We start from the raw sequence: 23,628 nt of genomic DNA, 5'->3' as shown, positions 1-23,628 counted from the left end.
TTTTATTTGGGAATTATTTTTTGACAACCTTAAATGTTTTAATTCTGTTTTCAATCTGAATTTTGCAGATATAAGTTCCTTCAGCAAGATTTCCGACATTTAATTCTAAATTTTCCTCAGATGAAATGTTTCTTGAATTGGAGTAGACTTTAGAGCCGTTTGAAGAAAATATACTTATAAGAGCAGTTCCGTTTTCACTATTAGAAAATTGGATATTTAATAAACTATCAATAAGCGTTGGATAATATTTAAAATCCAGATCAATTGTTTTATCGCTAATTCCTAAAAAAGCGGTACAAGCCGAGCTTATTTTTCCATCAGCAGTAACCTGAAGAGTTGCACCAGCGCCGCATGAAGTATTCGTTAAATAGTTAGCAACTTCTGTAGCCGGAAAGCTGGAATACGCATATGAAGGTTTACTAACAGCATCGCCATAACCTTCGGGCGCTTTAAGACAGTCCGAAAAAGTAACACCAACCGTTCCTCCATCAGTGCTGATATAATTTTTGAACACGGTACCAATTTTAGCAAAATCTGTACCTTCTACATAACAAGTTGTATTGTTATTTCCTCCGCCTAAACCAATTCCCAATGAGCCGGATACAGACGTATTATAATAACAATTTAGAATGTGAAGTTCAGCATTTCTTCCACGTGGCATACGTTCTCTACAACCTTCAGCCCAATAACAGTTTTTAAAAGTAATGCTGTAATGACCGTCAGAAGGAGCATCGGTTTTTGAAGAACCTACTAAATCTGAAAATCTATGATCATCTGCACCACCGGAACCTCCGGCTTTAGGTGTTTTTAAATAGGTAAATTTACACCACGAAATAGTAACATTATCGGCTGCTCCTTTATTGTCGAAATTACCATCCATTCCGTCTTGAAATTCACAGTGATCTACCCAAATATTGGTAGCTTCAGATGTGAAATTATCATGACCATCAACATCATAAGCTCCCGGACCTTCAAAAATCAGGTTTCTTATTATGATATTATTAGATCCGGGTTTCAAATTAAGAATTCCGGATCCCGCAGCAGTTTGATCTGTATTTATCAATCTTGCTCCCGGTAGTCCAATAATAGTTTTGTCATTAACGAGTAAACTGGTAAAACTGCAGTTTATTGATCCAGAGATCAGGATTACTTGTTTAGTAGTCAATTTAAGTTTTGCTACTAAATCAGAATAATTAGAAACAGTAACAGGAGTCGAAGTTCCACCACCCGTTGCTGCGGCACCAAATCCTTCAGGTGCAGTCATGTAATAATTTTGTGAAGAAACTGATAAGCTCAGTAAAAATAGTAACAGAAGTAGATTTCTTTTCATTTTTAAGTTAATTAATTTAAGTTTAATAAAAGTAGATTTGGGATCTATTGTAATCGATTGTTCGAAATTAATTAATAAAGTTTAATTTTAAATGTTTAAAATACATTTTTTGGATTTTGGTAAATTATCTTTAAAAATTACCGGTATTAATTATATGTTTTTATAAATATTCATTTTTTTTTCGTTCATCTGAAGCAGGTTTTTATTTACAAATTAAAATTTATCGATGATAAAAAAACACTATTTTTGATTTACACTTTTATAAAAGTAACTATGAATAAGTTTGACGACCAAGCCACTAAAGCGCTTTTGGATAAAAACCTGATAACAGAGCATCAGTATCAGGAAATAACTTCCTATCGCAATCTGAATATTTTTTCGCTAAACGCCGAATTGAAATTTTTTCTCTATTTATCGGTTTTGTTATTTACATCAGGAATCGGGATTTTGATTTATAAAAACATTGATAGTATTGGTCATATTGCGATACTTTCGATATTGTTAATTATCATTGCAATTTGTTTTTATTTTTGTTTTAAAGACGCAAAAGGCTTTCAGAAAACCGAAACTACTTTTGAACATCCTGTTCTGGAATATTTAGTTTTATTGGCTAATATTCTGACTTGTATTTTTATAGGTTATTTACAATTTCAATACAAACCTTTCGGTACACATTATGGATTAGCAACTTTAATTCCAACGGTGGTCAGTTTCTTTTGTGCGTATTATTTCGATAATAAAAGTGTTCTGACTATTGCTATTACAGGTTTGGCGGCTTATATTGGACTTTCGGTAACACCTCAGGATTTATTAAATAATACAAATTTTTATGCTGAGCAAAGTTTAAGTTATTCTGCAATAATATTGGGCGTTTTACTGATTTTATGGACTATTTACAGCACAAGAATTCAGTTAAAAACACATTTCAATATTATCTATCTCACATTTGCTTTGCATATTATAAGTATAGCATCGATCCATAATTTACTTGATTATTACAACGAAGGAATTTGGTTAATTTTTGCTTTTGTTTTGGCGGGTTCATCGTATTATTTTTATAAAGTAAGTCATAATCTCAAGGCGATTTCGTTATATGTTTTTATGATTGTCTATGCTTATATAGGTTTTAATATATTCTTGTTCAGAGTTTTTGAGCATATTGATTTTTCAGATGTCTGGATGTTGTTTGTTATGATATTACCGGCTTATTTCATTGGTTCAATAGTCTTATTTATTAAACTTATTAAAAACTTCAATAAAGAAATTGCAAAATGATAGTATACGATAAACAATTTTTAGATGATTTGGCTTTGCTTGAAGAAGCAAATTCTTTAAAAGAAGCAGGTTTTATAAGTAAAGAACAAAGAGATTTAATTAAAAAAGAACTTCCGGATTTTAAAGTAAACAGTAATATTTTGGTTCGATTAGGATTCTTTTTATTAGGCTCATTTTTGTATTTATCGGTATGCGGCGCAATTTCATTATTTGGTCTTAGTGGCGAACAATCCTTTTTTAATATTTGCTGTTATCTTTTTGCAATTGTAGGTTTTATAGGTGCAGAATTATTAGCTAATCAAGAATATTATGGACACGGTTTAGAAGATGCATTTTGTTTGGGAGCGATTCTAAATGTTGGGTTTGCAATCGCTATAACTACAGAAGGTTATGAATTGATAATTGCCATATTTGTTGCAATTGCTTCTTTCGGAGTGTATAGAAGATATCTGCATCTACTGTCTTTGCTTGTTTTTTGTTTAGCTTCTGCTGCAGTTTTATTTTATGGCTTATTTGAATTTGGTCCTGTCGGAAAGACTATTTTGCCATTCGCAGCAATGATAGTTTCTGCTGTATTTTACTTTTTCACTAAAAAATTAATTAGCAATCTCAAGGAAAGGTATTACTATAATGGGCTTTTACTTGCCAATAGTTTCTGTTTAATATTGTTTTATCTTTCTTGTAATTATCTCGTTGTTAGAGAGCTTTCGGTAATGCTTTTAGGAAATGAAGTTCCTTCCGGAAAAGATATTCCGTTTGCGATTTTCTTTTACGCATTTACATTTATTGTTCCTATTGTTTATTTGGCGAAAGCTTTAAAAACAAAAGATAGAATTATGCTTTGGATTAGTTTTCTGGCAATAGGATTTTCAATTTACACGATTAGATTCTATTATTCGGTTTTACCTATAGAAATAGCATTGACATTAGGAGGATTAGTTTTGTTTGCAATCGCTTATTTTTCTATTCGAAATTTAAAAAATAAAGAAAGTGGTTTGACTTTTAAACCGGACAGAATCAATAGTTCGAATGTTTTCCTTAATGCCGAAGCCTTAATTGTAGCTTCAACAGTTGGTTTAAAACCAGAAGTAAAATCAGAATCTCCAATGGATTTTGGAGGCGGAGGTTTTAGCGGCGGTGGTTCAGAAGGAACTTTTTAGTTTTGTAAAAAGTCTTTTGTAAAAAGTCTTTTGTAAAATGTAAAATGTAAAAAGTGAGATGTAGGTTTGTTTAATCTACATCTCACTTTTTACAAAAATCATTTTTCGATTAAAAAATTATACTTTCTCTTTCAAAGCAATTGCATCGATATCACTGTGCGAAACATCGTAAACAGCTTTTCCGTTTTTAATTAGAATAAGTTGCGGAGATTCGTGATAAACATTGAATCTGTTTGCGATTTCATTTGAAATATCGCGATGTGCAATTAAATCTAAAAAGTAAGCATCGACAGTCTCATTCAAATCAAATTCGCGTTCAAATTGTTTCAAAGCCATTCGGCTAATGCTGCATCTTGTGCTGTGTTTGAAAATCACAACTGGCTTTTCATTAGATATTGCTTCTATTTCTGCTAATTGAACTAAATCAGTTAATTCTGTCCAGTTTACATTACTTTTTGGAGAATCTGTATTCTCTGAATTTCCGAAGATTGAATTTAAAAAACTCATATTATGGCGTGTTTTATGACTTTTTGACGTTAAAAATGGATGAAAATCTGATTTTTAGCGACATTTTGTCTTTATTTTTAGTGTGGAATATAATTTGAAAGATCTGAAGCAAAGTTATATCATTTAAAGTTAAAAATTTAATCCAATAAATTGTAATTTTAATGGTATCGAAATTTATAAGTAAAATCAATCATAAATCACATACATATGAACATAAATAAATTTACAATTAAGTCGCAGGAAGCCATTCAGCTATCACAGCAATTGGCCCAACGCAACGGACAGCAACAGATAGAAAACGAACACATTTTTAAGGCTATTTTTGAAGTAGACGAAAATGTTGCGCCGTTTATCTTGAAAAAGCTGAATGTTAATGTTCCGTTGTTTTTACAAATATTAGACAGTACAATTCAAAGTTTTCCTAAAGTTTCGGGAGGCGATATTATGCTTTCCAGAGACGCAAACAAAATGCTTAATGAAGCTGAGATTATTGCTCAAAAAATGAACGATGAATATGTTTCTATCGAACATTTAATTTTGGCAATTTTTGATTCAAAAAGTAAAGTTTCACAAATTTTAAAAGATCAGGGAGTTACCGGAAAAGGCTTAAAAGCAGCTATCGAAGAACTTCGTAAAGGAGAAAGAGTAACATCGGCTTCAGCTGAAGAAACTTATAACTCTTTAAATAAATATGCTAAAAATCTAAACGAATTAGCACGAACCGGAAAACTTGATCCAGTTATTGGTCGTGACGAAGAAATCCGTCGTGTATTACAGATTTTGACCCGTAGAACAAAAAATAACCCAATGTTAGTGGGAGAGCCCGGAGTTGGTAAAACCGCTATTGCCGAAGGTTTGGCGCATAGAATTGTTGACGGCGATGTGCCTGAAAACTTAAAAGACAAAATCGTTTTCTCACTTGATATGGGAGCATTGATTGCCGGTGCGAAATTCAAAGGAGAATTTGAAGAACGTTTAAAAGCGGTTGTAAAAGAAGTTACAGCTGCAGAAGGTGATATCGTTTTATTTATCGACGAGATTCATACGCTTGTTGGCGCAGGTGGAGGAGAAGGCGCAATGGATGCGGCAAATATCCTTAAACCAGCTTTGGCTCGTGGTGAATTAAGAGCGATTGGAGCAACGACTTTAGATGAATATCAAAAATATTTTGAGAAAGATAAAGCCTTAGAACGTCGTTTCCAAAAAATCTTAATCGATGAACCAGATACCGAAAGTGCGATTTCGATTTTACGTGGAATCAAAGAAAAGTATGAAACGCATCATAAAGTTCAGATAAAAGACGAAGCAATTATTGCTGCGGTTGAACTTTCGCAACGTTATATTACGAATCGTTTCTTACCGGATAAAGCGATCGATTTGATGGACGAAGCAGCTTCGAAACTGCGTATGGAAATCAATTCAAAACCAGAAGAATTAGATGTTTTGGATCGTAAAATCATGCAGTTAGAAATCGAAATTGAAGCGATAAAACGTGAAAAAGAAGAAAGCAAGCTGAAAATCCTTCGCATGGATTTGGCGAACTTAAAAGAAGAACGCAACGAAATCTATGCAAAATGGAAATCTGAAAAAGATGTTGTTGACGGAATTCAGGCTGTAAAATTAGAAATTGAAGACTTTAAATACGAAGCAGAACGCGCAGAACGTGACGGAGATTACGGAAAAGTAGCCGAAATTCGTTATGGAAAAATTAAAGAAGCGCAAGAACGTCTTGATGTTTTACAGAAACAATTGCAAGAATATCAATCGGGTAATTCTTTGATTAAAGAAGAAGTAACCCGCGAAGATATCGCAGAAGTTGTAGCAAAATGGACCGGAATTCCTGTGATGAAAATGCTTCAGACAGAGCGTGAAAAACTCTTGCATCTTGAAGACGAATTGCACAAACGTGTAGTAGGTCAGGAAGAAGCGATTGAAGCCGTAAGTGATGCTGTTCGTAGAAGCCGCGCCGGTTTGCAGGATTTGAAAAAACCAGTTGGAACTTTCTTATTCTTAGGAACAACAGGAGTTGGTAAAACCGAGCTTGCAAAAGCTTTAGCAGAATATCTTTTTGATGACGAAAATGCAATGACACGTATCGACATGAGTGAGTATCAGGAACGTCACAGTGTGAGCCGTTTGGTTGGTGCGCCTCCAGGATATGTAGGTTATGACGAAGGCGGTCAATTGACAGAAGCTGTGCGTAGAAAACCGTATTCAGTAATTTTGCTGGACGAGATCGAAAAAGCACATCCTGATACTTTCAATATTTTATTGCAGGTTCTGGACGAAGGTCGTTTGACAGATAACAAAGGTCGTTTGGCCGATTTCAAGAATACAATTATCATCATGACATCCAACATGGGAAGTCAGATTATACAAGATAAATTTGAGAATTTAAAAGGAAGTATAGAATCTGCAACTGAATCTGCAAAAGTGGAAGTTTTGGGATTATTGAAACAAACCGTACGTCCGGAATTTATAAACCGTATCGATGAGATTGTGATGTTTACGCCTTTAACGGTCGATAATATCTCTAGAATTGTTGGTTTACAGCTTAAGAGCGTTACAAAAATGTTGGCATTACAAGGTATTACAATGGATGCTACGCCAGAAGCGATTAAATATTTATCAGACAAAGGTTATGATCCACAATTTGGTGCAAGACCTGTAAAACGTGTTGTTCAAAGAGAAGTGCTGAATCAATTGTCTAAAGAAATTTTGGCAGGAAAGATCACTACAGACAGCATAATCTTAATTGATGCTTTTGATGGACAATTGGTTTTTAGAAACCAAACTCATCTGGCGAAATAATTTACCGTAAAGATGCACTGAAGTACATCTTTATAAATTAATAGAAACACCATTCGTTGCGGCGAATGGTGTTTTTTTTATGCTTATTGATGAAGTAAAATTCGGAAATAATATAACTTTTTTTAAAAGTAATATAAAATAATTTCAAATAAAGTCTTGACCTTTACAATACTGATTTAACGATCAATCAAAAGAAATATAACCTTAATTGCAAAACGATGAACAATATTTTTAGAGGATTAATAGCAGGTTACGGCGCTAAGAAATTAGGCGGAGGATGTTTTGGAACTATTTTAGTTTTCATAATTATTTGGGTGCTTTTAGGACAATGCAGTTAATTTTTAGTTGAAAAAATTGACAAAAAAGTCTTAGATTAGCACTAATAAATAATCAAACTCACTAATTATACTGGAGACTAAAAGCCAGTAAATTACGCAGTTTTTAAAAACAAAAAAGGAATAATGGCATCAGGTTTTTTCGTACTATTAGACGATATCGCAGCAATTATGGATGATGTTGCAGTAATGAGTAAAGTTGCAGCAAAAAAAACAGCAGGGATTTTAGGAGATGATTTAGCAGTAAATGCTGAAAAAGCCTCAGGATTTGCCTCGTCCAGAGAACTTCCGGTATTATGGGCAATCAGCAAAGGTTCACTTCTTAATAAAGTAATCATTTTGCCGATCGCGTTTTTATTAAGTGCATTTTTTCCTGTTGCAATCATTGTAATCTTAGTACTTGGTGGACTTTTTCTGGCTTATGAAGGAGCAGAAAAAATCTACGAATTTGTATTCCCGCACGAACACGAAAAATCAGAAGGAATTACAGATGAAGTCCTTACCGAAGAACAAATTCTCGAAGCCGAAAAAGGAAAAGTAAAATCAGCAATTGTAACTGATTTTATTCTTTCTGTAGAAATCGTAATTATTGCTCTTGGAACCGTAATAGGCAAACCAATTGCGCAACAAATCGTAGTAGTTTCAATAATTGCCGTAATTGCAACAATTGGAGTTTATGGAATCGTTGCTCTTATTGTGAGAATGGATGAAGCTGGTTTTAAGCTAATTCAAATCAGTAAAAAAGAGAAAAGTGTATTAAAATTTATCGGAAACATATTGGTTAAAGCGCTTCCATTAGTCATAAAAAGTTTGACTGTAATTGGTACAATCGCATTGCTTTTGGTTGCTGGCGGAATATTCGTGCATTACATTCCTTTTTTCCATCATTACGTTCCGGAATTACCATTACCTTCAATTATAAAAGAATTTGTGATTGGACTTGCTTTAGGACTTGTGGTTTTATTAATCGTAAATCTGATCAAAAAAGTACTTCCAAAGAAAGTTTCAGCAGAATAAACTCATTATAAAAATATTCAGAAACACCATTCGAAAGAGTGGTGTTTTTTTTTGGAGCAAAATAATCAGTTCCAAAAGACCACCATTCCCGTCATCCACTATATCTTTTTTTTCGCAAAAAAGCGAAAAAAAAGGATGCCGTTTCTACCGGGGCTAGGCGATAAATTTTAATTTTCATAAGAAATAACTGTAGTTGCGTAAAATTTTTTAATCAAGTAAGTTTTTGATTTACAGTTATTTGAAATTTTTTCTGTTTTTTTAACATTTTAGCAAAGCAACCAAAGCAACGCATCTGCATCTTCATAGTAATTAACAATTAATTATAATTTTATATGAAAAATTTTAAACTTAAATCAGTTTTAGTAGTATTATTTTTAGGAATTGCATTAACTTCATGTAGCAGCGACGATGATAAACCAACTCCTCCTACATCAAATACAAAGATTTCTTTTGTATCAGCAGTTACAGGACCAGCAACAGGAAAAGTAAATGACGAATTAAGCTATGAGGCAACTTATACTCCTGAAACTGCTTGTGGTGTATTCAGTAAATTTACAGAAGTGTCAATTGGTGCATCAAAAGGATTTGGAGTTGAAGTTAAATATCCTGCAGAAGTTTGTACATTACAAATTCCGCAACCTCAAAAAGCGGTTTATAAATTTAAAGCGACAGCAAAAGGAACTTTTGAAATTAAATTTCAGAAATCAGCAACTGAATTCTTAATTCAAAAAGTAGTTATAAACTAGTATTTTTAGTCGATAAATTTTTAGGTTAAAAACCATCTTGCAGATATTTAAATTTTTTAAATTGATGTAAGATGGTTTTTTTTATTTTAGTTTTTTTATCAAGGTGGTTTATGGATTGCTATAACAAATAAGATTGAAATTGACTATCTTTGAATTATTAAAAGAACATAGTTATGGGAGCTTTAGAATTAAGAGATAGTATTTTAGAATATATAAATGTTGCAGATGAACGTCTTTTGAAAGTTGTTAAAGCGGTTATTGAAAGCTATCAGGAAGAAGAAATTGTTGCATTTTCAGTTGATGGAAAACCTATTACAAGAGCAATTTATAAAGAAGAATTGGCTGCTGCAAAGTTAGATATTAAGAATGGTAACGTGATTTCGCAGGAAGATTTAGAAAAAGAATCTGAGAATTGGTAATGGGTGAAGTTAAGAAGATAATTTGGACAGATTCAGCAAAAAATCAGTTAAAAAATATTTTTAATTATTATAAAGAAAAATCAGTTCAAGGTGCGAATAATATTAAAAATGATATTTTAAAAATTAAAAAGGATATTCATTTTACAGGACAATATCAAAAAGATGAAATTGAACCAGAATACCGAAGAATTATTGTTAGAGATTTCAAGATATTATATTTAGAAGAGGAACGTGTAGTTTTTATTATTAAAATATTTTCTTCAAAACGAGATTCTATAAGACAGTTATAAAAAAGAGTTTTATTGCTCTTTTTTTTATGGATGTAAGTAAACTAAACTCTCTTTGCCATTCCTTTAAAAATTACTATTTTTGCACTCTAAATTTTATGTCATGCCGAAAAGAAAATATAAAATCGCCGTTATTCAGTTGAATCTAAATGACGTTGCCGAAAATAATCTAAAAAAATGTATTAGTTGGGTAAAAGACGCTGCCAATAAAGGCGCTGAAGTTATCTTACTTCCGGAATTATATAGCAGTCATTATTTTTGTCAAAGTGAAGATGTAGATAATTTTGCATTAGCAGAACCACTTTACAGCACTTCGTTTATTGCTTTTAGTGCTTTGGCAAAAGAATTAGGTGTAGTAATTATTGTTCCTTTCTTCGAAAAAAGAATGGCTGGTATCTATCACAATAGTGCATATATTATTGATACTGATGGAACAGAAGCTGGTTTATACCGTAAAATGCATATTCCGGATGATCCACATTTCTACGAAAAATTCTATTTTACTCCTGGAGATTTAGGATTTCAGGCAATTGAAACGAAAAAAGGAAAAATTGGAACGCTAATTTGTTGGGATCAATGGTATCCGGAAGCAGCGCGTATTACTGCTTTAAAAGGAGCTGAAGTTTTATTTTATCCAACAGCAATTGGTTGGCATCCAAAAGAAAAAGAACAATACGGAGAAAACCAATATGGCGCGTGGATGAATGTTATGAAAGGTCACGCTGTTGCAAATGGAGTTTTTGTTGCCGCTGCAAACAGAATTGGTTTAGAAAAATATATTGAAGGAACAGAAGGAATTCAGTTTTGGGGAGCTTCGTTTATTGCGGGTCCACAAGGTGAAATCTTAGCTCAGGCTTCTCACGATCAGGAAGAAATTTTAATTGCCGAAGTTGATTTAGACTTACAAGAAAATGTGCGTCAAAACTGGCCATTTTTCAGAGACAGAAGAATCGATGCTTTTGGAGATATTACAAAAAGAGCAATAGACTAATACAGTCAATTTATAAATACAAAAAAGGACGAAATTTAGATTTCGTCCTTTTTTATTTTTCTTAAAAACAAAAAAACTCCGCTTCAGAATATTCTGAAGCGGAGTTTTAATAATATATAATAAGATTATTTTACTTGAAAAGTAACTCTTCTTACGATTTGACGTGCTTCTTTAGATTTTTTATTCACAGAAGTGTCTTCACCGTTTGCAATTACATTCAATCTTGAAGCATCGATTCCAGCGTTTGTAGCTACTTTTTTCACAGCTTCAGCTCTTTTTCTTGATAATTCAGTATTGTAACTAGAATTTCCAATTTCGTCAGCATAACCTATGATATCTGCAGATTTACCAGGATTGTTTTTCAAATATTTCACTAAGAAATCAACACCTGATAACGAAGCATTTGTTGGTTTTGAAGAGTTAAAGTCAAAATAAACATTTACATATCCACCGTTAATCAATTCTTCGACAGTATTGTTTGTTGCACCTTCGCTGCCTTTTTTAGAATAAGTTTTATCTAAATAACTTTCTAATTCATCCGGAACCCCATTTTGATTCGTATCAATAGATTGTCCTTTTGTATTAACAGCAACTCCAGAAATGGTATTTGGCTCTAAATCATACAAATCAGCAACGCCATCTTTGTCAGTATCAATTAGATTCGTTTCAATTGTAGTAACTCTGTCTTCTAATTTATTTAATCTTTCATTATCTTCAGAATACCAGTCAGCATGTTTCTCGTTTTTCCCTAAGTAGAAAGTCAAACCAACAGAAGCGTTTAATAATACTCCTTCTAATGAACTATTAACAGGAACTCCGTGTCCGTCAAAGTTGTGATTTTGTCTTCCGTTAATAATTCCCGTTAAATCTCCGGTTAAAGCCACTCTATTGCTTAATCTAACTTGTCCTGTTAATCCCATGATTCCGTGAGCCATGTAATCTTTTCCATCAAAACCATCGTCGTTGCTCAATTGAGAAACACCAAAACCACCATGCGCTAATAAACCAAAAGTGTTCGTCCATGTTTCAAAGTTTAAAGCTCTACCAAGGTTTACAACCCCTTGTAAACTTGCTCTGTAATATTTGCTATCGAACTCAGGAGTATCATTTCGTTCCTGAAGTTGATCATAACCAACATCCAGTTTCAATCCAAATTTAGGATTAAACATATATCTCACTCCTAAATCCGTGTGAAATAGACCAAGGGTTTCGCTGGAATAACCCGGAGTCATTGCTCGCACTGGTTTGTTTACACCACCATTTAGTTCTATAGACCATTTGTTGTAAGCAGGAGCGTCAATTGAAGGTTGAGTTGAAGTAGTGGCCATATTTTGAGCATTTGCTGCAAAGGATAGTAATACGAGGGATACGGAAGCTAATTTCTTTTTCATGATATCTAAATTTAAGTTGTTATTTATTTTAAACTCACGACAAAATTATGCGACACATTTTAGTTCGCGTTGTATTACCTCTTACATAATTCCCATCTTTTGGCTTTTAATTGTGTAAATTAGTTAAAATAAGCGCAATAAAAGCCAAAAAAAAAGGATAAAATCAATGTTTTATCCTTTTCTGATATGCTAAATGTGAAAATTATTTTAAATCCGGCTGAAAGATTTTGATTGTTCCATCGCCTTCACTGCTAACTACTAATAAACTTCTTTTCGTTGGACTTTTAGAAGCCGGAATAAAAAGAATTCCTTCTGGAGCATCACCAGTTTTTACCGTTTGTAGATATTGAGGAGAAGCAGGATTTGTTACATCATAAGTCATAAAAGCATCAGATCTTTCTAAACCAACAAACAGAATATTTTGAGTTCCCATTTTTACAGCAACTACAGCTTCAGGCTCAGAACCTTTGTCATCGCTGCGTTTGTCATCATAAGTTCCTAATTCCTGAGTTTTTTTGTCCACATCATTTTTGCTGTCAAAAACAATTTTACCAGTATTTCCATTCCAGATAGAAAAAGAACGAGCACCAAAAGCTACTAATTCATCAAGATCTCCGTCACCGTCAGAATCTCCCATATCAGTAATAAGGTTAAGTCTTCCTAAATTTGGTTCCAATTTTAAAGTCGCAGCATCAGGAAAAACAGTTGCGTCAAGCTTCAGGTCTTTCATTCTTTTAATATCTGAATAAGCAGCATATTCTCTTGCGTCGCCTTCGTTTGCAGTAACAAAATAAGGAGTATTATTTGCAGTAAAATGGCTAATTCCGTCTGGCATAAACATACCTTTAACTTTCCATGGATTAAAAGCAATTTTGTCGTCTTTGTCACTTACATCAATAGCATTTTCAGCCGTATTGAAATTTTTAAAACCTAAAGGATAAATTGCCGTAATAGTTTTAGAAGTCAAATCTACTTTTGCAACACCATTATTTTCTTGTAATGTAACCCAAGCAGTTTTGGAATCATCAGAAATAGTCACATATTCAGGTTCGATATCCTGAGCAAAACTTTTTGCAAATTTTGAAATTCTGAAACCATCTTTTTGCAAAGTTGCTGCCTGAGCGCTAAAAGATTCAAAATTTAAAGTCGTAACAGCATAACCATTTGCAACTTCAATTATAGAAATACTTCCGTTTGGATCTTGCAAATAATCTGTGCTTGGTTCTCCTTCATTTGCAGTCATAATGAATTTTCCGTCAGGCGAAAAAGTAATCATATCAGGCAATGCGCCAACAGTAATTTGTTTTATTAAGCTTAAATCGCTGGTATTAAAAATAACAACTTTTCCGTTTCCTTGTTTGCTAACTGTTGATTCTAAAGCAACAGCAAGTTTTCCATCAAAAACAGAAACACTGTTTGAAGCACCTTCATATGGAGTTAAATCTATTTTACCAATTTTAGTTGGTTTTGTAGGATCAGATAAATCAATTACATCAATTTGATTCGTTCCGCTATTATTTACTGTAAAAAGTTTTTTTGTTTTTTCGTCATATGCAGAGATTTCCGCTGCGCCTTCACCACCGATAGTTATTGAACCAATTTCTTTAAAAGTTGCTGGATTTTCGTTGCTTCCAACTTCTGTTTCATTTTTTGAATTTTCATCATTATTACAGCTTACCATGATAGATAGAGCTGCTAGTAATGTGATGCTTAGTTTTTTCATTTAGTGTTTTTTTTAGTTTTGCCAAATTTAATTCGCAGAACACCGTCCTATATTAAGCCTTCATTATTTAATCTTTAACTTAATTTTTATCAGATATTTTGGCATAAATCCAATTTGATTTCATTGTACTATTTTATAATCCTCCCGAATGATTATCTTTGTACACTTTTAAATTTTAGAACCTCTTTATGTCAAATAATAGAAGATTTCCAGCAGAATGGGAAAAACAACAAGGAATCGTATTGTGTTTTCCGCATAATGGTAACGACTGGCCAGGAAAATACGAAGCAGTTCAATGGGCTTTTGTAGAATTTATTAAAAAAGTAGCCACTTTTGAAACTGTTTTTTTGGTCGTAGCCGATGAAAAATTAAAAGAAAAAGTTGCCGAAATGCTTGAAAGAGCAAGAGTAAATATTGCTAATGTTTCTTTTATTATTCACAAAACCAACAGAAGCTGGATGCGTGATTCAGGACCAATTATTGTAAAAAATGGTTCGAAAAGAGAAGCTTTAAACTTTAATTTCAACGGTTGGGCAAAATATAAAAACTATCAATTAGATAAATTTGTTCCAGGCAAAATAGCTGATTTTATCGATGTTCCTTTAACTCAGGTAATGTACAAAGGAAAACCGGTTATTGTAGAAGGTGGAGCAATTGATGTAAACGGAAAAGGAACTTTATTAACTTCTGAAGAATGTTTGATGCATCCTTCAATTCAGGTCCGAAATAAAAACTTCACAAAAGAAGATTACGAAGCTGTTTTTAAAGAATACCTGGGAGTTACAAACGTAATCTGGCTTGGAGATGGAATAGAAGGTGATGATACTCACGGACATATCGATGATTTATGCCGATTTGTAAACGAAGATACGATTGTAACAATTGTAGAAACAGATAAAAACGATTCTAATTATAAACCATTACAGGATAATTTGAAACGTTTGCAAAATGCAAAACTTGAAGATGGAAAATCTCCAACAATTGTTGCGTTGCCGATGCCAAAACGTGTAGATTTTGAAGATTTAAGATTACCGGCAAGTTATGCGAACTTCTTAATTTTGAATAATTGCGTTTTAGTTCCAACTTTTAATGACAGCAATGATAGAGTTGCATTAAATATATTATCAGAATGTTTCCCCGACAGAGAAGTAATCGGAATTAGTTGTATCGATTTTATCTGGGGATTCGGAACATTGCATTGCTTAAGCCAACAGATTCCTGCTTAATATTATTAGCCACGGATTATACTGATTAAACTGATTTTCGCAGGGTTTTATTTTTTAATCTCGCAATCCCGATAGCTATCGGGAGCAGAGGCGCAAAGTTTTTTAAGATAATATTTTTTTTGAATAGCCTTCTGCTTTAGCTCGAGGTCAAAATAAAGTCAATATATAATGGCTTTAGCTAAATTTTTATTTTGGCTAAAGCCTTTTTCATTTAACATATAAATACCTGCTTTGAAATTAAACGCAATTCAAATAAAACTTTGCGCCTCTGCTCCCGATAGCTATCGGGATTGCGAGATTCAAAAACTCAAAATAAATCTGCAAAATCTGCAAAATCTGCGTGAGAAATAAACACAAAATGAGGAAAAATCAGTTTAATCTGTGTAATCTGTGGCAAAAAGACATAAAAAAAACCTTGGCGATAACCAAGGTTTTATATTTTCTATATCTCTTCAGATATTTTATCTTCTCTTCAAGCTCTCACAAAAGGAGCTAATAATTGGCTTGAAACTTCTCCAAAACCAATACGAACTTCATTACTTTCGCAGAAACCTCTTATAATAACAGTATCATTATCTTCGATAAATTTACGTTCGCTGCCATCTTTCAATTTAATTGGGTTTTTTCCGCCCCAAGTTAATTCTAACATAGAACCAAAACTATCAGGAGTTGGACCAGAAATGGTTCCAGAACCCATCATATCACCAGAATTCACACGACATCCGTTTGAAGTATGGTGCGCTAATTGCTGTGCCATTGACCAATACAAATATTTGAAATTTGATTTAGAAACAATAGTTTCCTCTTGGTTTTCAGGTTGTATCGAAACTTCTAAATGAATATCAAAAGCTTTTTTTCCTTTAGTTTGTAAATAAGGAAGCGGCGTTGGATCTTGTTTAGGACCTTTAGTTCTAAAAGGTTCCAAAGCATCCATTGTTACAATCCACGGAGAAATTGAAGTTGCAAAGTTTTTGGCTAAGAATGGTCCAAGAGGCACATATTCCCATTTCTGAATATCGCGCGCGCTCCAGTCATTCAGTAAAACCATTCCGAAAATATAATCTTCGGCTTCATAAGTTGGGATATTTTCCCCCATTACGTTTACATCAGTAGTAATGAAAGCAGTTTCAAGTTCAAAATCTACTAAACGGGAAGCACCAAAAACGGGTAATTTTTCTCCATTTGGTAAAGTTTGGCCCATTGGTCTGTGAACCGGAATCCCAGACGGAACAATTGTTGAGCTTCTTCCATGATATCCTACCGGAATGTGTAACCAGTTTGGTAATAAAGCATTTTCCGGGTCGCGAAACATTTTTCCTACGTTAGTCGCGTGCTCTTTACTAGAGTAAAAATCAGTGTAATCACCAATTAAAACAGGCAATTGCATCTCGACATCATCGATTTTAAAAATAACAATATCGCGATCTTTTGTTGAATCTCTTAGTTGAGGATTGTTTTCGTCGAATATATCAGCGATACGATTTCGAACGAGACGCCATGTTTTTTTTCCGTCAGAAATAAAATCATTTAGCGTGTCCTGCATGAACATATCATCGGTTAAATCTATTCCTTCAAAATAGCTTAATTGTTGTAAAGCCCCTAAATCTATGGCATAATCGCCAATTCGCGTTCCTACTGTAACGACATTTTCTTTAGTAAGAAATACACCGAAAGGAATATTTTGAATAGGGAAGTCACTATTTTCTGGTACTTCTAACCATGATTTTCTTTTGGTATCGTTGGCGGTTATTGGCATGTGAATGTTAATTATTTGTTGAAAAATTCTATGTCAAATATATCATAATCTAACAGTTTGACAAACGTTTTTTTGTATTTTTGCAGGAAATTAACGAAAAACGAAAAAATGCAACGCGACGAACAAATTTTTGACCTTATACTAGAGGAACAAGACAGACAAATTCACGGATTAGAACTTATCGCTTCAGAGAATTTTGTAAGTGATGAGGTAATGGAAGCAGCTGGTTCTGTTTTAACTAACAAATATGCTGAAGGATATCCTGGCAAAAGATACTACGGAGGTTGTGAAGTAGTTGACGTTATTGAGCAAATTGCAATTGACAGAGCCAAAGAATTATTTGGTGCTGAATATGCAAACGTGCAGCCTCACTCAGGTTCTCAGGCAAACACTGCAGTTTACCACGCGTGTTTAAATCCTGGTGATACTATTTTAGGTTTTGATTTATCTCACGGTGGACACTTAACTCACGGATCTCCTGTAAACTTTTCAGGTCGTTTATACAAACCTGTTTTTTACGGTGTAGATGCTGAAACTGGTCGTTTAGACTATGATAAAATTCAGGAAATTGCTACTAAAGAGCAACCAAAATTAATCATCGCAGGAGCTTCGGCTTATTCTCGTGATATGGATTTTGAGCGTTTCAGAGTAATTGCTGATAGCGTAGGAGCAATCTTATTTGCTGATATTTCTCACCCTGCAGGTCTTATTGCAAAAGGATTGATGAATGACCCAATTCCACATTGTCATATTGTTTCTACAACAACTCACAAAACATTACGTGGACCACGTGGAGGTTTGATCTTAATGGGGAAAGATTTCGAAAACCCACAAGGATTAAAAACTCCAAAAGGAGAAATCAGAATGATGTCTTCTTTATTAGATCTTGCTGTTTTCCCTGGAAATCAAGGTGGACCATTAATGCACATTATCGCTGCTAAAGCGGTTGCTTTTGGTGAAGCTCTTAAAGATGAGTTCTTTACATATGCAATGCAATTACAAAAAAATGCAAATGCTATGGCAGATGCTTTTGTAAAAAGAGGATACAAAATTATTTCTGGTGGAACTGATAACCACATGATGCTTATTGACTTAAGAAATAAAAACATTTCTGGTAAAGAAGCTGAAAATGCATTAGTAAAAGCAGAAATCACTGTAAATAAAAATATGGTTCCATTTGATGATAAATCACCATTTGTAACTTCTGGAATTCGTGTTGGAACAGCTGCAATCACAACTCGTGGTTTAGTTGAAGAAGATATGGAAACTATCGTAGCACTTATCGATAAAGTACTTGCCGATCATACAAATGAAGCGGTTATCGAGGAAGTAGCAAACGAAGTAAACGAAATGATGAGCGAAAGACCAATTTTCGTATACTAAAAATTAGTCATAAAGTCTTAAAGTCGAAGGTCGAAAGTCTTGAAATGGAATGTAAATTTCTATTTTAGTTTTGATCTTCGACTTTTTTTGACTTTACAACTTTCGACTTTACAACTTTAAGACTTAAAAGAAATGGGCGTATTAAGATTACAATTACCAACAGATCCAAGATGGGTAAATATTGTAGAAAAAAATATTGAAGAAATCCTGACAGATCACGCTTGGTGCGAACAAAAAGCGGCAACAAACGCAATAACGATTATTACCAATAACTCAGAACATCAGGATTTGGTCAAAGATTTATTGGCTTTAGCCAAAGAAGAAATCGATCATTTTGAGCAAGTTCACAATATTATTATCAAAAGAGGTTTAAAATTAGGACGCGAACGCAAAGACGATTATGTAAATGAACTTTATTTATATATGAAGAAAAGCGGAGACGGAAGTCGTGTTTCAGGTCTTGTAGAAAGATTATTATTCTCAGCAATGATTGAGGCAAGAAGTTGCGAGCGTTTCAAAGTTTTATCTGAAAACATTCAAGACGAAGAACTAGCAGTTTTCTACAGAGAATTAATGGAAAGCGAAGCGGGACATTACACCACATTCATCACTTACGCCAGAAAATACGGAGTAGGAATCGACGTTGAAAAGCGCTGGAGAGAATGGCTTGCCTACGAAGAATCAATTATCACAAACTACGGAAAAGGCGAAACAATTCACGGGTAAATTTTAGTTTTCAGTCTCGGTCTCAGTTTTCAGTTTGTACTTGTCACGTTGAGAGAAGAAGCGCTCTATTTAAAAAGTTTTCAGTCTCAGTTTACGTTTGTCATGTTGAGCGATCCCGATAGTTATCGGGAGAAACGCGCTCCAACAAGAACATTCCCAATAAAAAAAATCCGTCTTAAATCCGCGTCTTCGCGATAGCGAATCCGTGTCATCAGCGTGCAAAATTATAGGCAAAGTTTTAATAATCTAAAATCTAAAATCAACAATCTAAAATTGTATATTTGAAAGTAACAGAAAATTTAAAACCATGAGAATAGAAACGGATCTGAAATTAGGGTTTAAAGATGTAATGATTAGACCAAAAAGATCAACGCTCAAAAGCAGATCAGAAGTCTCACTAGAACGAAATTTTAAATTTTTGCATAGTACCACAATCTGGACAGGAATCCCAATTATGGCCGCGAATATGGATACTGTAGGGACTTTTGAAATGGCGGAAGTCTTGGCTAAAGAAAAACTTTTTACAGCCATTCATAAACATTATAGTTTAGAAGAATGGAACAGTTTTCTAGAAAAAGTAACGCCAGATTTTTATAATTATATTGCCATAAGCACCGGAACCGGAAAAGAAGATTTTGAAAAAATTGGTCAAGTTATAACTGCAAATCCGTTACTTAAATTTATTTGTATAGATGTTGCAAACGGATATTCGGAACACTTTGTACAATTCTTAAAACAAACCCGAAAACAATATCCTGACAAAGTTATTATCGCCGGAAATGTAGTTACGGGCGAAATGGTCGAAGAATTATTATTGGCTGGAGCCGATATAGTAAAAGTCGGAATTGGACCAGGTTCAGTTTGTACCACTCGTGTTAAAACAGGCGTTGGATATCCGCAACTTTCGGCTATTATCGAATGTGCCGATGCCGCTCACGGTTTAGGCGGACACATTATAAGCGATGGCGGATGTAAAACTCCGGGAGATGTTGCAAAAGCTTTTGGTGCAGGTTCAGATTTTGTAATGTTGGGCGGAATGCTTGCCGGACATACAGAAAGCGGAGGAGAACTGATCGAAGTAAACGGCGAAAAATTCAAACAGTTTTACGGAATGAGTTCTACAACCGCAATGGATAAACACGTTGGCGGAGTTGCTGAATACAGAGCTAGTGAAGGAAAAACAGTTCAGGTACCTTTTAGAGGAAAAGTAATCAATACAGTTTTGGATATTTTGGGAGGTTTAAGAAGCACTTGTACATATGTTGGCGCTTCACGATTGAAAGAATTAACAAAACGAACGACCTTTATAAGAGTAAGCGAACAGGAAAATCAAATTTTTACTAAATAATAAAAAGCATTTAAAATACAATATGATCACAGTTTTAGAAGCAACTTTAGGCGATATTAAGCAAATTCAGAATATAGTACATATTACATGGCCAATTACTTATGGTGAAATTTTATCAAAAGAACAATTGGATTATATGTTGGATCTTTTTTATTCTAATGAAGCTTTAACAGAGCAATACAATAAAAGAGAACAATTATTTTATATGATTTATGAAGGTGAAACAAATATTGGTTTCATTGGAATTGAACATAATTATAAAGGAGAACCTGTAACAAAAATCCATAAAATTTATCTTTTACCGGAAACCCAAGGAAAAGGAATCGGTAAAAAAGTTATTGACGAAATTGGAATATTAGCTTCACAGAATAATTCAACGGCATTATCTTTAAACGTAAACCGATTTAATTCTGCTTTAGGATTCTACAAGAAAATAGGTTTTGAAGTTATCGACGAAGTAAACATTGATATTGGAAAAGGATATTTAATGGAAGATTATGTGATGAAGAAAAAGATTTAAAATTGAACACGAATTTCACGAATTCGCACTAATTTAATATCTGATTTAGTTTGTGAAATTAATTACACAAACTAATCTGTGTTAATTCGTGAAATTCTTGTTCAATTTTTGTTTCAACTCACAATCACATCATGCTTAAACAGCAATCCTTTTACTTCTTTCAAAGCAAAAACAGCCTTCTTCAATTTTGTTTTTGATGGATCAATAGTGTAATTATAACTCGTTTTAAAATCGGCTTTATTGGCGATTGCTTTGTCAAATTCTGATCGGTATAAATCGCAATTATCAAACAAAACACTTGTAAGATCTGTTGCCATAAAATCTACTGCAATCAAGCTGCAATTGGTAAATGTCGTGCCTTTTATCTTTAAAGTATAAAACTTCGAAAAATCCAGAATGCAATCGTGAAAATGAACTTCAAAAATAAGTTTATCGCACATAGCAAAATTGACTTCTTTGATTTCACAACGGTTAAAAGTGGCGGTTCTAAAAGCTACATAATTAATTTTTGATTCATTAAAAATGCAATCATTAAAAACGCAATCAATAAAAGTAACGGCTAAAAAAGTACAAGCCGAAAAGTTACAATTATTAAAAGTACAACATTCAAAATCCTTAAAATTAAGAGCATCTTTACCATAAGTTTTGGTATCGTATTCTTTATCAAGAAAATATTCGGACTCTTTTTTCAATGCTGATTTTAATGTTTATTAAAGTTCGAAAGGTACTAATTTTAAGCATTATTCAAAACTCGTTTTTTTTATAAAAACAGAACTAAAAATCAATTCAATGTTTTTCAGAGCGTTGTGTTTTAGTATTAATGACATTCTTAATGATTTAAGGTTTTGAGATCGTTTGAATATTGCATTTCTAAACATTTAATTAAATTATTGAAAATTCTATGATTTTTTTAAGATTCATTATTTTATTGTAGTTCTAATTTGATGTAGCTTTACACTGATTTTTAAAGTAAAAACGTAACAATTTATATCATATGGGATCAACAAGAAAAGAGCATGATTTTTTAGGAGAATTAGACATTCCGAATCATCTGTATTATGGTATCCAAACTTTTAGAGCTGTAGAAAATTTTAATATTACAGGAATTCCAATTTCAAAAGAGCCGTTATTTATCAAAGCTTTAGGTTATGTAAAAAAAGCCGCAGCTCTTGCCAATAAAGATTGTGGCGCTCTTGACGCAAAAATTGCCGAAGCGATTTGTTACGGAAGCGATCAGGTAATTGCCGGTAAATTTGATCAGGAATTTGTAAGCGATTTAATTCAGGGTGGGGCAGGAACATCCGTAAATATGAATGCAAACGAGGTAATCGCAAACATAGGATTAGAATATCTTGGACATAAAAAAGGAGAATATAATTTTCTGCATCCCAATAATCACGTAAACTGTTCACAATCTACAAACGATGCTTATCCATCGGCTTTTAGAATTGCTCTTTATTTGAAAATGGAAAGCTTCATTAAAACCTTAGAAGGTTTAGAAGTAGCTTTTGCAGCAAAAGGACAAGAGTTTAAAAGCGTTCTGAAAATGGGAAGAACGCAATTGCAAGACGCCGTTCCGATGACTTTAGGACAAGAATTCAAATCATATGCGACCACAATTGGCGAAGATGTTAGAAGATTAAAAGAAGCTCAAAGTTTGGTTTTAGAAATCAATATGGGCGCAACAGCAATTGGAACAAGAGTAAACGCGCCGGAAGGATATCCGGAAATCTGCGTGAATTATTTAGCCAAAGAAGTTGGAATTCCGTTGACGCTTTCGCCGGATTTAATTGAAGCTACTGTAGATACCGGAGCTTACGTTCAAATTATGGGAACGCTGAAAAGAACGGCGGTAAAAATTTCTAAAATCTGTAATGATTTAAGATTATTAAGTTCAGGACCAAGAACAGGTTTCAACGAAATCAATTTACCAGCACGTCAGCCAGGATCTTCGATTATGCCAGGCAAAGTAAATCCGGTGATTCCGGAAGTCGTAAATCAGACTTGTTTTTATGTAATTGGACAGGATTTAACCGTTACAATGGCAGCAGAAGCGGGACAATTGCAATTGAATGTAATGGAACCCGTTATCGCTTTTGCAATGTTTACATCGCTGGATTATCTTTCGAATGCCATTCAAACTTTAATTGATAAATGTATTGTTGGAATCACGGCAAATGTTGATCATTGTTATAATATGGTAATGAACAGCATAGGAATCGTTACGCAATTAAATCCAATTTTAGGTTATGAAGAAAGCGCCAGCATTGCCGGAGAAGCTTTAAAAATGAATAAAAGCGTTCATGAAATTGTTGTTGTCGAAAGAAAATTAATCACTCAGGAAAAATGGGATGAAATTTACTCTTTGGATAATTTAATTCATCCAAAATTTATCACAAAGTAGATTTTGATATAAAAAATATAATAACAAGCCGTCTTAAATTGACGGCTTTTTTATTTACAATGTGTTTTTTATGGCACGCGGATGACACTGATTCGCTATCGCGAAAACACGGATTTGCGCTGATTTTACTCGTAATTTTGTCATTTGAATTTCCACTTATATCGGGGCTAGATCAATCATTTTCATAACAACATTTTCGTCTGGTTTGTCATTTCGACGGAGGAGAAATCTTCGCAAGTAACTCCGCAACGAGAATCTCATCTTTGTCGAGCT

20 protein-coding genes are annotated in these 23,628 nt (G+C 33.5%); 14 read left to right on the top strand and 6 right to left on the bottom strand.

Annotated features, from left to right (window positions below):
- Positions 1-13: 13 nt before the first annotated feature.
- Positions 14-1,330: a T9SS type A sorting domain-containing protein gene (locus C8C83_RS25245; RefSeq protein ID WP_132011954.1), complete on the bottom strand. Its 1,317-nt coding sequence runs from the start codon at positions 1,328-1,330 to the stop codon at positions 14-16.
- Between the two features lie 273 nt (positions 1,331-1,603).
- Here C8C83_RS25245 and C8C83_RS25240 point away from each other — a divergent pair, with 273 nt between their 5' ends.
- Together C8C83_RS25240 and C8C83_RS25235 are read left to right on the top strand one after the other, a co-directional pair.
- Positions 1,604-2,605, top strand: coding sequence for a DUF2157 domain-containing protein (locus C8C83_RS25240; protein ID WP_121331280.1), 1,002 nt, complete (start codon positions 1,604-1,606; stop codon positions 2,603-2,605).
- Positions 2,602-3,765 carry a hypothetical protein gene (locus tag C8C83_RS25235; protein ID WP_121331279.1) on the top strand — a complete coding sequence of 388 codons (1,164 nt, stop codon included), beginning with the start codon at positions 2,602-2,604 and terminating at the stop codon, positions 3,763-3,765. The genes C8C83_RS25240 and C8C83_RS25235 overlap by 4 nt, the downstream gene beginning before the upstream one ends.
- A gap of 117 nt (positions 3,766-3,882) precedes the next feature.
- Here C8C83_RS25235 and ytxJ read toward each other — a convergent pair whose 3' ends face one another.
- Complete coding sequence (gene ytxJ, locus C8C83_RS25230) at positions 3,883-4,272, bottom strand: bacillithiol system redox-active protein YtxJ (RefSeq protein WP_121331278.1); 390 nt, start codon at positions 4,270-4,272, stop codon at positions 3,883-3,885.
- Between the two features lie 207 nt (positions 4,273-4,479).
- Here ytxJ and clpB point away from each other — a divergent pair, with 207 nt between their 5' ends.
- From clpB to C8C83_RS25200, 6 genes are all read left to right on the top strand, one after another.
- Positions 4,480-7,083, top strand: coding sequence for an ATP-dependent chaperone ClpB (gene clpB, locus C8C83_RS25225; RefSeq protein ID WP_121331277.1), 2,604 nt, complete (start codon positions 4,480-4,482; stop codon positions 7,081-7,083).
- 461 nt (positions 7,084-7,544) lie between these two features.
- The gene (locus tag C8C83_RS25220; protein WP_121331276.1) at positions 7,545-8,435 is read left to right on the top strand and encodes a DUF808 domain-containing protein; all 891 of its coding nucleotides are present in this window, start codon (positions 7,545-7,547) and stop codon (positions 8,433-8,435) included.
- Positions 8,436-8,767: 332 nt separating this feature from the next.
- Positions 8,768-9,181, top strand: coding sequence for a hypothetical protein (locus C8C83_RS25215; protein WP_121331275.1), 414 nt, complete (start codon positions 8,768-8,770; stop codon positions 9,179-9,181).
- A gap of 173 nt (positions 9,182-9,354) precedes the next feature.
- Positions 9,355-9,600: a hypothetical protein gene (locus C8C83_RS25210; RefSeq protein WP_121331274.1), complete on the top strand. Its 246-nt coding sequence runs from the start codon at positions 9,355-9,357 to the stop codon at positions 9,598-9,600.
- Positions 9,600-9,890, top strand: a complete 291-nt coding sequence (locus tag C8C83_RS25205; protein ID WP_121331273.1) for a type II toxin-antitoxin system RelE/ParE family toxin — start codon at positions 9,600-9,602, stop codon at positions 9,888-9,890. The genes C8C83_RS25210 and C8C83_RS25205 overlap by 1 nt, the downstream gene beginning before the upstream one ends.
- Before the next feature lie 100 nt (positions 9,891-9,990).
- Entirely contained in the window at positions 9,991-10,878 is an 888-nt protein-coding gene (locus C8C83_RS25200; RefSeq protein ID WP_099711870.1) for a carbon-nitrogen hydrolase, read from the top strand.
- Positions 10,879-11,003: 125 nt separating this feature from the next.
- On the opposite strand, the gene C8C83_RS25195 is transcribed toward C8C83_RS25200, so the two are convergent.
- Together C8C83_RS25195 and C8C83_RS25190 are read right to left on the bottom strand one after the other, a co-directional pair.
- Positions 11,004-12,269 (bottom strand): OmpA family protein, encoded by a 1,266-nt coding sequence (locus C8C83_RS25195; RefSeq protein WP_121331272.1) that lies wholly within the window; start codon positions 12,267-12,269, stop codon positions 11,004-11,006.
- Positions 12,270-12,471: 202 nt separating this feature from the next.
- Positions 12,472-13,992, bottom strand: a complete 1,521-nt coding sequence (locus C8C83_RS25190) for a choice-of-anchor I family protein (RefSeq protein WP_121331271.1) — start codon at positions 13,990-13,992, stop codon at positions 12,472-12,474.
- A gap of 188 nt (positions 13,993-14,180) precedes the next feature.
- Here C8C83_RS25190 and C8C83_RS25185 point away from each other — a divergent pair, with 188 nt between their 5' ends.
- The gene (locus C8C83_RS25185) at positions 14,181-15,218 is read left to right on the top strand and encodes an agmatine deiminase family protein (RefSeq protein WP_121331270.1); all 1,038 of its coding nucleotides are present in this window, start codon (positions 14,181-14,183) and stop codon (positions 15,216-15,218) included.
- Positions 15,219-15,690: 472 nt separating this feature from the next.
- Here the strand turns inward: C8C83_RS25185 and fahA are convergent, their stop codons facing one another.
- On the bottom strand, positions 15,691-16,974 hold the full coding sequence (gene fahA / locus C8C83_RS25180; RefSeq protein ID WP_121331269.1) for a fumarylacetoacetase: 1,284 nt from the start codon (positions 16,972-16,974) through the stop codon (positions 15,691-15,693).
- Positions 16,975-17,082: 108 nt separating this feature from the next.
- Here fahA and glyA point away from each other — a divergent pair, with 108 nt between their 5' ends.
- The 4 genes from glyA to C8C83_RS25160 all read left to right on the top strand — a co-directional run bounded on the left by glyA (position 17,083) and on the right by C8C83_RS25160 (position 20,951).
- On the top strand, positions 17,083-18,357 hold the full coding sequence (gene glyA, locus C8C83_RS25175) for a serine hydroxymethyltransferase (protein ID WP_056251471.1): 1,275 nt from the start codon (positions 17,083-17,085) through the stop codon (positions 18,355-18,357).
- Positions 18,358-18,489: 132 nt separating this feature from the next.
- On the top strand, positions 18,490-19,083 hold the full coding sequence (locus C8C83_RS25170) for a tRNA-(ms[2]io[6]A)-hydroxylase (RefSeq protein WP_055097892.1): 594 nt from the start codon (positions 18,490-18,492) through the stop codon (positions 19,081-19,083).
- A gap of 307 nt (positions 19,084-19,390) precedes the next feature.
- Positions 19,391-20,431 (top strand): GMP reductase, encoded by a 1,041-nt coding sequence (locus C8C83_RS25165; protein ID WP_121331268.1) that lies wholly within the window; start codon positions 19,391-19,393, stop codon positions 20,429-20,431.
- Between the two features lie 22 nt (positions 20,432-20,453).
- On the top strand, positions 20,454-20,951 hold the full coding sequence (locus C8C83_RS25160; protein WP_121331267.1) for a GNAT family N-acetyltransferase: 498 nt from the start codon (positions 20,454-20,456) through the stop codon (positions 20,949-20,951).
- 113 nt (positions 20,952-21,064) lie between these two features.
- Here C8C83_RS25160 and C8C83_RS25155 read toward each other — a convergent pair whose 3' ends face one another.
- Positions 21,065-21,643 (bottom strand): pentapeptide repeat-containing protein, encoded by a 579-nt coding sequence (locus tag C8C83_RS25155; protein WP_121331266.1) that lies wholly within the window; start codon positions 21,641-21,643, stop codon positions 21,065-21,067.
- A gap of 302 nt (positions 21,644-21,945) precedes the next feature.
- Between C8C83_RS25155 and aspA the strand changes: the two genes are divergently transcribed.
- The gene (gene aspA, locus C8C83_RS25150; protein WP_121331265.1) at positions 21,946-23,355 is read left to right on the top strand and encodes an aspartate ammonia-lyase; all 1,410 of its coding nucleotides are present in this window, start codon (positions 21,946-21,948) and stop codon (positions 23,353-23,355) included.
- Positions 23,356-23,628 lie beyond the last annotated feature (273 nt).

The organism is Flavobacterium sp. 90, from assembly GCF_004339525.1.
Classification (GTDB): domain Bacteria; phylum Bacteroidota; class Bacteroidia; order Flavobacteriales; family Flavobacteriaceae; genus Flavobacterium.
The sequence above is the reverse complement of the archived record's forward strand: the minus strand, read 5'-3'. Positions and strand labels throughout refer to the sequence as shown.

Coding starts and splice junctions, on each gene's coding strand:
- C8C83_RS25245 (WP_132011954.1), bottom strand. CDS start 1,330: ATGAAAAGAAATCTACTTCTGTTACTATTTTTACTGAGCTTATCAGTT.
- C8C83_RS25240 (WP_121331280.1), top strand. CDS start 1,604: ATGAATAAGTTTGACGACCAAGCCACTAAAGCGCTTTTGGATAAAAAC.
- C8C83_RS25235 (WP_121331279.1), top strand. CDS start 2,602: ATGATAGTATACGATAAACAATTTTTAGATGATTTGGCTTTGCTTGAA.
- ytxJ (WP_121331278.1), bottom strand. CDS start 4,272: ATGAGTTTTTTAAATTCAATCTTCGGAAATTCAGAGAATACAGATTCT.
- clpB (WP_121331277.1), top strand. CDS start 4,480: ATGAACATAAATAAATTTACAATTAAGTCGCAGGAAGCCATTCAGCTA.
- C8C83_RS25220 (WP_121331276.1), top strand. CDS start 7,545: ATGGCATCAGGTTTTTTCGTACTATTAGACGATATCGCAGCAATTATG.
- C8C83_RS25215 (WP_121331275.1), top strand. CDS start 8,768: ATGAAAAATTTTAAACTTAAATCAGTTTTAGTAGTATTATTTTTAGGA.
- C8C83_RS25210 (WP_121331274.1), top strand. CDS start 9,355: ATGGGAGCTTTAGAATTAAGAGATAGTATTTTAGAATATATAAATGTT.
- C8C83_RS25205 (WP_121331273.1), top strand. CDS start 9,600: ATGGGTGAAGTTAAGAAGATAATTTGGACAGATTCAGCAAAAAATCAG.
- C8C83_RS25200 (WP_099711870.1), top strand. CDS start 9,991: ATGCCGAAAAGAAAATATAAAATCGCCGTTATTCAGTTGAATCTAAAT.
- C8C83_RS25195 (WP_121331272.1), bottom strand. CDS start 12,269: ATGAAAAAGAAATTAGCTTCCGTATCCCTCGTATTACTATCCTTTGCA.
- C8C83_RS25190 (WP_121331271.1), bottom strand. CDS start 13,992: ATGAAAAAACTAAGCATCACATTACTAGCAGCTCTATCTATCATGGTA.
- C8C83_RS25185 (WP_121331270.1), top strand. CDS start 14,181: ATGTCAAATAATAGAAGATTTCCAGCAGAATGGGAAAAACAACAAGGA.
- fahA (WP_121331269.1), bottom strand. CDS start 16,974: ATGCCAATAACCGCCAACGATACCAAAAGAAAATCATGGTTAGAAGTA.
- glyA (WP_056251471.1), top strand. CDS start 17,083: ATGCAACGCGACGAACAAATTTTTGACCTTATACTAGAGGAACAAGAC.
- C8C83_RS25170 (WP_055097892.1), top strand. CDS start 18,490: ATGGGCGTATTAAGATTACAATTACCAACAGATCCAAGATGGGTAAAT.
- C8C83_RS25165 (WP_121331268.1), top strand. CDS start 19,391: ATGAGAATAGAAACGGATCTGAAATTAGGGTTTAAAGATGTAATGATT.
- C8C83_RS25160 (WP_121331267.1), top strand. CDS start 20,454: ATGATCACAGTTTTAGAAGCAACTTTAGGCGATATTAAGCAAATTCAG.
- aspA (WP_121331265.1), top strand. CDS start 21,946: ATGGGATCAACAAGAAAAGAGCATGATTTTTTAGGAGAATTAGACATT.